Raw genomic sequence first — 11,682 nt, forward strand, 5'->3', positions numbered from 1 at the left:
TGTGTCGGCGCACTGCCAGGTGACGGGACGCAAGCCCGGGTTCGGCATGCGGGTGAGCCACTCGCATGTCCGCACCCGGCGCCGCTGGAATCCCAACATCCAGAAGAAGACCTACTGGCTGCCGAGCGAGAACCGGCGGGTGACCCTGACGCTGTCCGCGAAGGGCATCAAGACAGTGGACAAGCTCGGCATTGAGGCAATCGTGCGCCGGTTGCGCGCCCAGGGAGTGAAGGTCTGATGGCCCGCAACGAAGCCCGCCAGAAGGTCAAGCTCCGGTCGACCGCGGGGACCGGCTTCACCTACATCACGACCAAGAACCGCCGCAACGACCCGGATCGACTCCAGCTCATGAAGTACGACCCCCGGGTCCGCCGCCACGTGCTGTTCCGCGAGGAGCGGTAGAAGCACCACCCGGACGCGACCGGACCCCCGACCCGACCAGCAGAGGATCACAGTGGCCAAGGCAAGCAAGATCGCGGCCGACCAGCGACGGCGAGTGATCGTCGCCCGCCACGCCGAACGGCGAGCCGAACTCAAGGAGATCATCCGCAGGCCCTCCACGCCGCAGGCCGAGCGGGACGCGGCCGTCGCGGAACTGCGCCGCCAGCCCCGCGACGCCAGCGCGACCCGGCTGCGTAACCGCGACCAGGTCGATGGCAGGCCACGCGGCCACCTGCGGGACTTCGGCCTGTCCAGGATCCGGTTCCGGCAGATGGCGCACGCCGGGGAGCTCCCCGGTATCCGCAAGGCCAGCTGGTAGCACAGCACGCCGGCTGGCAGCACGCCAGCCAGCCGCATCCGACGAGACGGCGAGATGACGAACCGACAACGGCGCCCGGTGAAAAACCCGCGCAAGAAGCCCGACATCCTGATCGAGCGCGGCATCACCTATGTCGACTACAAGGACACCGCGCTGCTGCGCATGTTCATTTCCGACCGCGGGAAGATCCGCTCTCGCCGCGTCACGGGACTCACCCCCAAGCAGCACCGGGAGATCGCTCGCGCGATCAAGAACGCGCGCGAGATGGCCCTGCTCCCCTACTCCACCCGGCCACGATGAGCCCGGTGCCGGACGGCGGCGAAGGCCGCCATACGGCCATGGACGACGCCTCCCCCAGCGAACAGTTCTGGCAGCCCCACTACCAGGGAATCTAAGACCCAGGGCCGGCGAGGCGCCCCAACGCCACGCTCGCCGCCGCTGTGGAGAAGCTCGGTTCACCCCTGGGCACGCCTGGGACCTGGGCTGCGGCCACGGAGGTGACGTCTGTGGCTGGCGTCGCTGGGCTGGCGGGCCACCGCCACGGACGTCTCCGCCACGGTGGTCAGCCGAGTCGTGGCGGCCGCCGCCGACCGGGGCCTGGACGGGCGGATCGACGCGCAGCGACATGATTTGACCCGGACCCGACCGACCGGGCCATTCGATCTGGTCTACGCCTGCTACTTCCACAGCCCGGTCACGATCAACCGCAATGGTGTCCTGCGCCAGGCCGCCGCCCAGGTCGCGCCGGGCGGCTGCTTCCTCCTCATCGACCACGCCTCGCCGGCGCCCTGGTCCTGGAAGCAGCTCGACCCCGCGGACATCCCGACTCCCCGCCAGACCCTCGACGACCTCGGCCTGGACCCGGCCGAGTGGTTCACCGTGCGCTGCGAGCGGATCCACCGCACCGCCACCGGCCCGGACGGACACACGACGGCGACCGTCGCGGACAACGTCATCGTCCTCCGCCGCACCTGAATCCGCGCCGACACCGGTATCTGGCGCAATACGCAGTCAGCGGCGGGGTGCGATCGCGACGTGGGTCCTGACCGCTGAAGGGCAGCCGGGGGCGGCCCCCGGAGATCAGYCCGCGCCCCCCCGCGCACCGGCGGCCACGCCCAAGCCGTGGCGTGCGGCTGGGACCAGGTCGGCGCCGAAGCGGAAGTCGGGATCGATCTGGCCGGCCAGATCCGCCCCCACCGCGGTGTTCGCCCACGCCGCCGCGTTGCGCAGATGCATCTCATGCATCTGCGCGAGGAAACGATCCGGATCCCGCACCGTCGCGTCCACCACTGCCTTCATCTGGTCCAGCACCGCCCGATCCGACGAGTCAAGATCGTCGATGGCGAACGCACGCCCCTGCTCCATCGCCCGCACCGGAGCCGACTGGCCCACGCAGGCCAACAGATCCCCACCGACCTCGCGGCACAGAAACTCCACATCCCCGGCGTCGGTCACCTTGTTCCCCACCACCGACAAAGCCACCTCGAACTCCGCCGAGTACCCCTGGTACTGACGGTGCACCGCCACCGCCTTCCGCGTCGGCTCACACACCAGGAACGTCCGGTCAAAACGCGTGAACAACCCCGACGCGAACGCGTCAGCCCCCGCCGTCATATCCACCACCACATACTCACCCGGGCCATCCTGCAGATGGTTGAGCAACAGCTCCACGGCACCCAGCTTGGAATGGAAACACGCCACCCCGAGATCCTCCTCGGCGAACGCCCCCGTGGCGAGCAGGCGCACACCCCCCACATCCACCCCGAACCGCGACCAGAGCGGATCCCCCATACCGAGCAGCCGCGAACCCGCCCCCGGCGGGCTCGTCTTCACCATCACCTCCGCCGACGGTATACGGGGATTGTCGCCCCGTAGATAGTCCTTGATCTCGGCGAGATGTTCACCCATCGGTGGCGGCACCACGTCATCGGCCAGCCCCAGCGCGGCACCCAGGTGCTGGTTGATGTCCCCGTCGATCGCCAGCACCGAATGCCCGGCCGCAGCCAGATGCCGACAGAACAGGGCAGACAACGTGGTCTTCCCACTGCCACCCTTGCCTACAAAAGCGATCTTCACGCGCGGCACTCCTTGACCATGGCGACCTTGCTGCGCTCTTCAGCAGCGCCGCAACGATACCCGTTTTCATTTAGGCCGACAGGCCGCGCCAAGTCGGCGTGCCGGCCGGGACGATGCGCCCCACCCCGGCAGGAGTCGAACGCGCGCCCGACGATAGGTGCCCTGCAGCCACACCAGGCCAGCCCGGAGGGAGAAGGCCACAGCCAGTCACCTGCTGGGCCAACTTCGCTGCCGTGGGCCGAAGCGGGCTTCCCGGCACGCGGCCGGGCGGCCAGCCCGCTGGCCGACCCGACACGCCGCCAGCCCAGCGCGCCCCAAGAGGGACTTGCTCACGCGACAGGCACGACCGGGATGGGCGTCAGATCCGTCCTGTGGTCACAGCAGCCCGCGCTTGTAGGCGGCGACGAGTCGACGGGGCACCCGGAGCGTGCGGCCGTCGGGGGTGGTCACCGGCACCAGGTCGGGCGCCACGGCCTTCCACTGGGCGCGGCGGTGCCGGGTGTTGCTGCGGGAGGTCCTGCGCTTGGGGACGGCCATGTCAGCTGATCCTCTTTCCGTAGCGGCGGTTGAACTTCTCGACGCGGCCCGCGGTGTCGATCACCCGCTGGTCACCCGTCCAGAACGGGTGCGAGTCGGCAGTGATGTCTACCGTGATAAGCGGGTAAACGTTGCCGTCCTCCCAGTCGATCGTGCGTTCCGACACGGCCGTGGACCGGGTCAGAAACGCCTTTCCGGTCGACCGGTCCTGGAAGACGACCGGGTGGTAGTCGGGGTGGATATCCTTTTTCACAGCTCCTCCATCTCATCCATCTCGTCGTGCGACTCGGCGAACGGGTCGACGAACTCCAGTTCGTCGGCCAGCGCGAGCTCCTCGTCGGTCACCAACGCCCCGCGCAGGGCTCTGGTGATCTCCTCGGGCGAGGTGGTCACGGTGATCACGACCACCTCCTGCGCGGGTTCGCCGGGGCGGCGGTCCTGACCCGTCGCGCCCGCCGGGTGGCAGGCCGGCGGGACCTGCGACCAGTCGTCCACGGCGGCGAGCCACGACCCGAGGCTGCCGATGGTCAGCCCGCCGCCCGCCGATTCCAGCCACAGTGCCCGGTCCGGCTGGCTGACGACCCACAACCGGCCACGGGTACGCACGACGCCGTCGAGCAGCACATCCAGGGCGTCGTACAGGCGCATCGGGCGGTGGGCGGCGAAGTGGACGACCGCCACGCCGTGCGACGGTTCCCGCGACGGCCGCCCGTTCAGCAGGGTGCCGAAGCCGTCATCGAAGCGGCCGCGCCGCGCGTCGGGCGGGATGGCCCCCAGCAGGGCGGCCGCGTCCAGCCCCCGACGGTCGTGACGCGCGGCGCGGGGGTTGAGGCGGTCCAGCACGGCGTCGAGCACCAGGTCGGCTCGCGCGCCGGTCAGCACCAGACAGTCGGCGAACTCGACCGGCCCGACGGCGATCTGGGCCACGGTCCGGTCGTCGTCCTCGGTGGCGCTCCGGTCACGCTCGGCGAGGAGGTCCTCTCCGGTCGCGTCGGCGAGCCAGGTGGCCCGGTCCACCACGGTGACCACGGCCTCCACCCGCACGTCGGTTTCACACAGGGCAAAGCAGATGGCCTCGGGTTCCAGCCGGGGATCCAGGTGGACGACGACCCGACCGCCCAGGCGCTCCAGCAGCGGCACCAGGTCGAAGCCGAGCGTGCAGGACACGCAGCCGTGGGCCAGCTCCAGTGCGGTCAGTTCGCTGTCGACCCAGCGACGCACCACACCCTGGACAAGGTCGCGCAGGTCGTAGCGGACCAGCACCGAGCCCGGCCAGGAGCGCCAGATCTCCTCCCCGACGTCATGATCAACCAGACCGGCGACCAGGATGACCTCTGTCAGCATGCACACAGCTTATCGAAAACGATTTCCACTACAGAGAAGGGTGGCCAGTGGGCCGCCACACCCACGACCGGCATGCCGGTGGGAGGCACCCCCGGGTGGCCTGACCCGTCCCAGCCTCCTCCCGGATGACCCGGTCATACGCCTGTGCCTCCGGAGGGCCGCCATCAGCCCGGGGCGGTGTCGGGTATGTACCGCTCCGGGGAACGACACCGCCCGCCACGGGCACGATGACGGCCCACCGAGCGCGAGGACGAGCATCATCCACGGTCAGCACGGACAGGCCGCGTCGCCCAGGCAGGACGAGAGTCGTCAACAGCCAGACGAGGTAGATCGTGAAGCAGGCTGGTTCCCCCGTCGCGGTCGGCGCGTTTCTCGTCGCGGGGCAATTCCCCGGCATGTCCCACGCGGATACGCTCTCCGCGTCGATGGCCTACGCCGCCGCAGCGGAAGACGCCGGTTTCGACGGTGTCTGGATCGCCGAACACCACTTCATCTCCTACGGCGTCTGCCCATCCGCACTCACCTTCGCCGCCCACCTGCTCGGGAGCACCACCCGGATCGAGGTCGGCACCGCGGCCTGCGTGCTGTCCTCGCGTCATCCCGTCGCACTGGGTGAGGAGACCGCGCTACTCGACCATCTCTCCGAAGGACGGTTCCGGCTCGGGGTCGCCCGCGGTGGACCGTGGCTGGAACTTGAAGTGTTCGGCACCGGGCTACCGCGTTACGAACGAGGCTTCCCCGAAGCGCTCGACCTGCTCCTGCGGTGGCTCGGCGAGGAAAAGGTCACCGCGGACGGCGAGTTCTTCGCCTTCCGCGAGACACCGGTCGTGCCTCGTCCGCGCACCAGCCCCCGCCCACCCGTCTGGGTCGCCGCGACCTCGACCGCCACCGTCGAACTCGCCGCCGAACGCGGCCTGCCGCTGCTGCTGGGCATCCACGAGGACGACGCCGGCAAGGCACGCCTGCTCGCCCGCTACGCCGAGGTCGCCACCCGCAGCGGGCACGACCCGCGGTCCGTTCCCCACACCGCGACGGTCCTGGCCCAGGTCGCCGACAGCCGGGCCGAGGCGGCCGGCACGCTCCGCGCCGCGATGCCCGGCTGGCTCGGCCGCGGCACCGCGGACTACGTCCGGCTTGATGCAGACCACTGGCCACGACGCGACCCCCACACCTACGTCGAGCAGCTGCTCCGCATCCATCCCGTCGGGACCCCTGAGCAGTGCGCGAGACGCCTCACCGAGACCATCGAACGCACCGGCGTGCATCGTCTGCTGCTCATGGTGGAAGGTGCCGGCACCAGGCACGGCACCCTCGACAACATCACCAGGATCGGCGCCGAGGTCCTCCCGTCAATCACCGGCAGCCGCAAGGCCAGAGCAGCCGGCGGGCCGAGCCGGGCGGCTTCCTCGCAGTCCTCCGCCCACTGACAGATCCCGACCTACCTCGGCAACCCCACTCACCGGGGCCGGCAGGCACGTGTCAGCCGCGGTCGTCACCCGCGAACGCGCAGGCCTCACCGATGATCACAACACAGGTCGCTGACCGACAATCGTCGTGGGTGGCACGGATCACGACCATGTCGTCGCCCCACGTACACCCAACCTCACACAGGAGACCAGCGCCGTGTGCTGGCCGCGCATGGTGGGCACGTCCGCGGGCGGCCGCAGCGTCAGCCGGCCCCCGCCACCCGCTCAGCAGTCGACGAGTTCCGGCTGCTGGTTGAGGATCTGACCCTCGATCGACACGAAACGGTGGTACTGGGCGCCATCGACCGTCTCGGGACGAAACGCCGCAAGACGATGGCAGTTCTGGAACGCCAGCACGACACCGAAGCGGCGCTCCAGCGCCCCACGGATGGCGTTGCTCGACAGCGCCCGCAGAAGCTGCCCACGGGCCTGCTCGTCCGGCGGCGGCACGAGGTTGTCGGCGAAGTCCCGATCGCTGGCGGGCAGCTCGGCGGCAAGGCGCTCGACGAGATCGTAGGCGTAGGGCAGCGACTCCCGCACGCAGGCGAGGAACTCGTCGTCGTCCAGTCTGCCCTGCGCGGCGGCGGTGACCATCTCAGCGGGAACAGTCAGGGACACGAACGGCCTCCCAGGGCGATGAAGGATCACGACCATCGAGACGGTCTCCGGACGGGCAACCCATGTCAATAACCCTGTTAGCGATCGAGTGCTGGCCGCCCCAAATGTCCGAGCCTCGCGATCCGATATCGACCGCCGCATCTCACATGTCGGAGCTGTCGCCGTGGGGGCGGCGGACGAGGTGCAGGAGGGGCTCGCCACCGACGGCCGGACTTGACCATGACCTCCGCCGTCGGCCCAGGGAGGTGGTGGGCGGACCTCCAAAACGAGCTGCGGTCCCATAACCGCTTCCCCGACGTTCGCGTCGTCGGCCAGCGGGCGGCAAGGCCACTCTCGCCGGGTTCTCGGCATGGCTCAGAATGCCTGTGCCCGCAGGGAGGTAGGCGTGCACCGATCTGAGGCGATCTCCCTCAGCAGGACTTCCGTGATCATTTCACTCTCTCTCGGTCGTGCCGTCTTCGGGCTGGCGGCCTGCGAGCGCCGGGCCCCATGGYAGCCACGGAGATCAGCCACTTCTGATCCAGACCAGTGATGGCACAATCGATGGTTGCGTAGTACCGGGCGGCGACCAGCGCGAGCGCCGGGAACCAGCCCGGCGCCGACCAGGAGGAGGCCGATCACATGACCAGAGCGGATTCCTCCCCAACGGGGAACGACGTCCGCCGCCTCGGCACGACTTCGCGGTCTACAAGGCAGGGTGCGGCCATCTCGGCGGCCCTCGGCGCAACAGAGACGTTCACTACCGCGCAGGAACTGCACGCGGTGCTGCGAGCGGCAGGAGACTCGACCGGCCTCACGACCGTCTACCGGCATCTCCAGGTACTCGCCGACCGCGGCGAGGTCGACGTGCTGAGGAATCCTGACGGCGAGACGCTGTACCGGCGCTGCGTGAGTGAGGAACACCACCACCACCTCGTCTGCCGCGTCTGCGGACTGGCGGTCGAGATCAGCAGCCCCGACGTCGAGGTCTGGGCGGCTCGCGTCGCGGCAGCGGAAGGGTTCACCGAGGTGACCCACACAGTCGAAATCTCCGGCATGTGTCGCGCCTGCTCGGACTTTCGGCGCGAACCGTAGAGCAGCTTCCAGACGTTGGACCGTCATGCCGCCGGCTATGTCCCGTGGCCAGCTATCCGCAGCCGGCACCACGGCCACGGCAGTCGCGAGCGCCGCGAAGTCGTACACCCCCTGCAAGGATAACAATGTTCCTTGCCGACGAGATCGGTGGCGGCCAGGTCGCCGCTGCCGCGGTCGGCGAGGGTGAACAGGAGCAGGGTCGGGAAGGCCGCGCCGGCGTAGGCGAGGACGAAGGTGTAGACGCTGGAGGCGATGTGATCGCGGCCCACGCGCATCCCGGAGCGGTACAGACGCCGCAACGAGTCACGCGTGTCCGCGTCGGAGACCTCCCAGACCGCGGCGGCCTGGGTGATCGTCATGTCGTTGATCAGACCGAGTGAGCCGATGATGACATTGTCGAGCACGAGGCCGGGCAGACGCAGCTGCCCGGCAAACGCCTTGAGCATCACATCCTCCTCCGAACCGAGGCCGGTGATGCGGGCGAGATCGATCGCCACGGCGTCGAAGGAGCCGGCGAGGGCCATGCTGGCCATGGGTGCCCAGCAGCGCGGCGTTCGCGCGGACCGACACGCCGTGGGCGAGACAGAGCAGGGCGGGTTTTAACTGACGCCGGGCGGTTGATTCCTGGCGCCTTCGATCTGGGTGTGAGTGTCGCTGCGTAGCTGCGCGACGAGTCCGCGAGCGGTAGGAGCACCGATATGGAGCCGTTTCCGCAGCGTGTTCGCCGAGATCGGACGCTGGTGGTGCTGCCAGTGCAGCACGTCCTCGGCGCGCGCACGGTGGAGCAGGTCTTGCTCGCGCGCTTTGTTCCCAACCCGACCCTGGCGCTGGTCGACACGCTGCCCGGTCTGCAGATGACGACCTGCATCTACGCCGTCTACGACCCGCACAGCGCCCGGATCACCATCGCCAACGCCGGGCACCTCCCCCCGCTGCTGGTGCTGCCCGACGAGGACCCGGACTACCTGGTGCTCGACCCCGGCCTGCCGCTCGGGGTGGGTATCGGCGGCCACGGGTTCTCGGAGACCACGATCAACCTCCCCGCCGGGTCGGGGATCGTATTGTTCACCGACGGCCTCGTCGAGCGTCGCCGTGCCCTCGCCGATGGCCTCGACCAGATGCGCCGCAACCTGCGTGAACAGCTGCGCCGCCGCCGCGTGCCACCCCCGACCGGCGCGGCACGGACCACCGGCGTCGGTCACGTCGCGGCTTTTCGACGCGGAGCTGGTCGGGACCGGACACGGTGGCACCGGGAGACGACCGGTGGTCCGAAGGGTCCGCGCGCATGCTGCTGGAACTGTGCCTGCTGGCCGCGGACCTTTCGGCCTGGACCGACGATGACACCGCCCTGCTGGTGCTGACGACCCGGCCAGTGTCCCCGCCGCTGCTCGAGCTTGCGCTGCCGCCGGTCGCCGCGTCGGCAGGCCAGGCCCGGACAGCGGTCCGGGCCCTGCTGGACGAACACGGACTCGATGCGGCGCAGGATACGACGCTGCTAGGGCGCGTATTTGGTTGTGATCAAGGGGTGGTTTGCGTGAGCTCCTTGATCCAGATCATCGAGGCGCGGAGGTGGAGACCGGCGAGGTAGCTGCCCGGGGTCTTGTCATAGCGGGTGGCGATGCCTCGCCAGGCCTTCAGCTTGTTGATCAGACGCTCGACGGTGTTCCGCTCCTTGTAGAGGTCGGCGTCGTGGCGGACGGGCCGGCCGCCCCCGCTGCCCTTCTTCTTCCGGTTGGCGGCCTGGTCCTTCTTCTCCGGGATGACCACCTTGATACCGCGTTTCCGCAGGTAGGCGCGGTTGCCGCGGGACGAGTACGCCTTGTCCCCGGCGACCGCGTCGGGTCGGGTGCGGGGACGGCCGACGGGCCCGGGGACCCGTACTTTCGCCAGCACGGGGATGAACTGCGGGCTGTCCGCGGCCTGCCCCGCGGTCAGGACGAACGCCAGCGGGCGGCACTTGCGGTCGGCGGCGAGGTGGACCTTGCTGGTCTGCCCGCCCCTCGACCGTCCCAGCAGAGCAGCTTTCAGCCGCAGGCCGTGCCGGCGCCGGATACGTCGTCGCTCTCCCGCTCGGGGTCGCATCCGGCGTTCTGCCCGTCTTGTCCCTCCGAGTCGCCCCCTTTTCCCGGGCCTTCTCCTCCTCGACAGCGGCCCTCTCCAAGGCGGTGATGACGTCGTGGCCCAGGTGCATCCCGGCAGCGTCGTGGTGGGCCCGGGCGGTGGTGGAGTCCACACTGACCAGGGACAGATCCACCTCACCCCGCTTCGCGGCCTCGGCTACCATGCCCTCCAGCAGGGCTTCGAAGACACCGGCGTCCCGCCACTGCCGGAACCGGTTGTGGACCGTCGGCCAGGCACCGAACTCCGCCGGCATCTCCCGCCACTGCCCACCCGTCCGGAACCGCCAGAGCACGCCCTCGAACTGCGCCCGCAGCCGCGCCGGGTACGGGCCGAACCCGCCGATCGGCAGGTAAGGCTCGATGAACACCCACTCCTCGTCCGTCAGTTGCATCCGTGTCATGCAGGACGATCTACCGGATCAGACCCCACCACGAGGGCGAATCCCGCAGACAGATCACAACTCGACACGCGCCCTAGTCAGCGAGGTGGTCACGAACGCCGTGCGGCACGCCCGCAGCGATCTGGTGCAGCGGGCATCCGTGGAGGACGCTCGGCTGCGGATCAGCGTGGAGGACCGGGATGGCAGCACCCTGCCGCGCCACGGTTCGTCCCCGGGTGAGGAAGCCGAGTCCGGCTGGGGGCTATTGCTGGTCGAGGCACTGTCGCAGGGGTGGGGGGTGGAGACCACCCCAGGTGGCAAGCGGGTGTGGTTCGACCTGGAACTGTCGCCCCGCGGCCCCGGCATGGACAGCGGGCCGGATCCCGAGTCGGACTCACATGGCCGGCGCGGATCTCCAGGATCCGGGTAACCAGCCAGCCGACCGAGACCACCTACCGCGGGAGAACTCCTCGTCGCGGATGGTGGTGACGCGGCGAGGATGTCGGCCTCGCCGGCCAGCGCCGTGCAGCGCAACGACTGGGCCGTGCCACCCGTCTCCACGATCGTTGGCGATCTGTCATCGTCTGGCGTCACCGGCGCCCCGCCCGCGACTCGATGATCGGTATCTGAGCCGGTGAGCCGAGCAGCCAGATGAGGATCACCGCGGCGTACGTCTCGGCAGCCAGCAGGGCAATGAGGATCACGAGCTGGAAGCGGGCGGCGTCGGCGGCGCTGGCGCCGCCGAGCAGGGCGCCGACGAACATGCCGGGCACGGTGACCAGACACCGCGCGGATAGCTCCACCAAAGCTGGCTGAGGGTAAATGTATGTTCGGTGATGCCGTGGGATCGCACGTCGAGGTCCCGGCCGGCGTTGCTGGTCGGTTGGGTGTCGGCGAGGCGGGGTCAGGCCGCGTGCTGGTCGGGCGGATCGGCGCCGTCGGGGCTGTCGGCGGTGTCCCCGGGCGCGGGTAGCCAGACGAAGAACTGTTCCAACGCCGTGCCATCGGGTGGTTTGCCCCCGGCGTCGGCGCAGGCGGTGAGGTAGTCGGTGAGGTAGTCGGTGAGGTGGGCGAGGGGTTCGCGGCCGTTGCGTTCGGCGGTGGCGGTGATCGTCCAGACCCGGGCGGCCAGGTGCGCGGCCCACTCGTCCTGGCTGCCGTAGTAGTTCTTCCGGCCGATCACCGGGTTCCGCAACGCCCGTTCCGCCGTGTTGTTATCCAGCGCGACGTCGGGGAAGCCGCGGTGGCGGACCAGGCCGTCCCATTCCCGGTCGAGGGTGGCCAGCACCTTTTTCGCCGCCGGGTGC

Annotated in this window: 17 protein-coding genes and 2 pseudogenes; 9 read left to right on the forward strand and 10 right to left on the reverse strand. The window is 69.6% G+C overall.

The window, feature by feature from the left end:
- Position 1 precedes the first annotated feature (1 nt).
- From rpmB to BBK14_RS14405, 5 genes are all read left to right on the forward strand, one after another.
- Positions 2 to 238, forward strand: coding sequence for a 50S ribosomal protein L28 (gene rpmB / locus BBK14_RS14385; protein ID WP_071062797.1), 237 nt, complete (start codon positions 2 to 4; stop codon positions 236 to 238).
- Positions 238 to 402: a 50S ribosomal protein L33 gene (gene rpmG / locus BBK14_RS14390; RefSeq protein ID WP_071062799.1), complete on the forward strand. Its 165-nt coding sequence runs from the start codon at positions 238 to 240 to the stop codon at positions 400 to 402. Before rpmB ends, rpmG begins: the two co-directional genes overlap by 1 nt.
- Before the next feature lie 52 nt (positions 403 to 454).
- Positions 455 to 760 carry a 30S ribosomal protein S14 gene (gene rpsN / locus BBK14_RS14395; protein ID WP_071062801.1) on the forward strand — a complete coding sequence of 102 codons (306 nt, stop codon included), beginning with the start codon at positions 455 to 457 and terminating at the stop codon, positions 758 to 760.
- A 54-nt stretch (positions 761 to 814) separates the two neighbouring features.
- Entirely contained in the window at positions 815 to 1,060 is a 246-nt protein-coding gene (rpsR, locus tag BBK14_RS14400; protein ID WP_071062803.1) for a 30S ribosomal protein S18, read from the forward strand.
- Positions 1,061 to 1,279: 219 nt separating this feature from the next.
- Entirely contained in the window at positions 1,280 to 1,735 is a 456-nt protein-coding gene (locus BBK14_RS14405; protein ID WP_476739394.1) for a class I SAM-dependent methyltransferase, read from the forward strand.
- A gap of 105 nt (positions 1,736 to 1,840) precedes the next feature.
- Here the strand turns inward: BBK14_RS14405 and BBK14_RS14410 are convergent, their stop codons facing one another.
- The 4 genes from BBK14_RS14410 to BBK14_RS14425 form a co-directional block, all read right to left on the reverse strand.
- Positions 1,841 to 2,836 carry an ATP-binding protein gene (locus BBK14_RS14410; RefSeq protein ID WP_071062805.1) on the reverse strand — a complete coding sequence of 332 codons (996 nt, stop codon included), beginning with the start codon at positions 2,834 to 2,836 and terminating at the stop codon, positions 1,841 to 1,843.
- A gap of 375 nt (positions 2,837 to 3,211) precedes the next feature.
- The gene (gene rpmF / locus BBK14_RS14415) at positions 3,212 to 3,373 is read right to left on the reverse strand and encodes a 50S ribosomal protein L32 (protein WP_071062807.1); all 162 of its coding nucleotides are present in this window, start codon (positions 3,371 to 3,373) and stop codon (positions 3,212 to 3,214) included.
- 1 nt (position 3,374) lies between these two features.
- Positions 3,375 to 3,626: a type B 50S ribosomal protein L31 gene (locus BBK14_RS14420; RefSeq protein ID WP_071062809.1), complete on the reverse strand. Its 252-nt coding sequence runs from the start codon at positions 3,624 to 3,626 to the stop codon at positions 3,375 to 3,377.
- Positions 3,623 to 4,717, reverse strand: coding sequence for a GTP-binding protein (locus tag BBK14_RS14425; protein WP_071062811.1), 1,095 nt, complete (start codon positions 4,715 to 4,717; stop codon positions 3,623 to 3,625). The genes BBK14_RS14420 and BBK14_RS14425 overlap by 4 nt, the downstream gene beginning before the upstream one ends.
- Before the next feature lie 332 nt (positions 4,718 to 5,049).
- On the opposite strand from BBK14_RS14425, the gene BBK14_RS14430 reads away from it, so the two are divergent.
- Positions 5,050 to 6,144: an LLM class flavin-dependent oxidoreductase gene (locus BBK14_RS14430; protein ID WP_241831476.1), complete on the forward strand. Its 1,095-nt coding sequence runs from the start codon at positions 5,050 to 5,052 to the stop codon at positions 6,142 to 6,144.
- A 264-nt stretch (positions 6,145 to 6,408) separates the two neighbouring features.
- Here BBK14_RS14430 and BBK14_RS14435 read toward each other — a convergent pair whose 3' ends face one another.
- A complete protein-coding gene (locus BBK14_RS14435; RefSeq protein ID WP_071062813.1) occupies positions 6,409 to 6,801 on the reverse strand; it encodes an SCO5389 family protein in 393 nt (130 codons plus the stop codon).
- 621 nt (positions 6,802 to 7,422) lie between these two features.
- Here BBK14_RS14435 and BBK14_RS14440 point away from each other — a divergent pair.
- Positions 7,423 to 7,875, forward strand: a complete 453-nt coding sequence (locus BBK14_RS14440; RefSeq protein ID WP_071062814.1) for a Fur family transcriptional regulator — start codon at positions 7,423 to 7,425, stop codon at positions 7,873 to 7,875.
- 35 nt (positions 7,876 to 7,910) lie between these two features.
- Here BBK14_RS14440 and BBK14_RS14445 read toward each other — a convergent pair whose 3' ends face one another.
- Together BBK14_RS14445 and BBK14_RS40035 are read right to left on the reverse strand one after the other, a co-directional pair.
- Positions 7,911 to 8,408, reverse strand: a complete 498-nt coding sequence (locus BBK14_RS14445; protein ID WP_241831477.1) for a YibE/F family protein — start codon at positions 8,406 to 8,408, stop codon at positions 7,911 to 7,913.
- 66 nt (positions 8,409 to 8,474) lie between these two features.
- Positions 8,475 to 8,684: pseudogene (locus tag BBK14_RS40035) on the reverse strand (hypothetical protein); the annotation flags it as partial.
- Positions 8,685 to 8,729: 45 nt separating this feature from the next.
- Here BBK14_RS40035 and BBK14_RS40040 point away from each other — a divergent pair.
- Positions 8,730 to 9,236 carry a PP2C family protein-serine/threonine phosphatase gene (locus BBK14_RS40040; protein WP_241831478.1) on the forward strand — a complete coding sequence of 169 codons (507 nt, stop codon included), beginning with the start codon at positions 8,730 to 8,732 and terminating at the stop codon, positions 9,234 to 9,236.
- Between the two features lie 157 nt (positions 9,237 to 9,393).
- On the opposite strand, the pseudogene BBK14_RS35275 reads toward BBK14_RS40040, so the two are convergent.
- Positions 9,394 to 10,396 (reverse strand): annotated as a pseudogene (locus BBK14_RS35275) (IS5 family transposase).
- Between BBK14_RS35275 and BBK14_RS14460 the strand changes: the two are divergent.
- Entirely contained in the window at positions 10,395 to 10,805 is a 411-nt protein-coding gene (locus BBK14_RS14460) for an ATP-binding protein (RefSeq protein WP_275078484.1), read from the forward strand. The pseudogene BBK14_RS35275 and the gene BBK14_RS14460 sit on opposite strands and share 2 nt — an antisense overlap.
- A 160-nt stretch (positions 10,806 to 10,965) precedes the next feature.
- Here BBK14_RS14460 and BBK14_RS40045 read toward each other — a convergent pair whose 3' ends face one another.
- Together BBK14_RS40045 and BBK14_RS14470 are read right to left on the reverse strand one after the other, a co-directional pair.
- Positions 10,966 to 11,178, reverse strand: coding sequence for an ABC transporter permease (locus BBK14_RS40045; RefSeq protein ID WP_071062825.1), 213 nt, complete (start codon positions 11,176 to 11,178; stop codon positions 10,966 to 10,968).
- 101 nt (positions 11,179 to 11,279) lie between these two features.
- The coding region (locus tag BBK14_RS14470) for an IS66 family transposase (RefSeq protein WP_241831479.1) at positions 11,280 to 11,682 on the reverse strand (403 nt) is incomplete at its 5' end.

The sequence above is a fragment of the Parafrankia soli genome (genome assembly GCF_001854695.1).
Classification (GTDB): Bacteria; Actinomycetota; Actinomycetes; order Frankiales; family Frankiaceae; genus Parafrankia; species Parafrankia soli.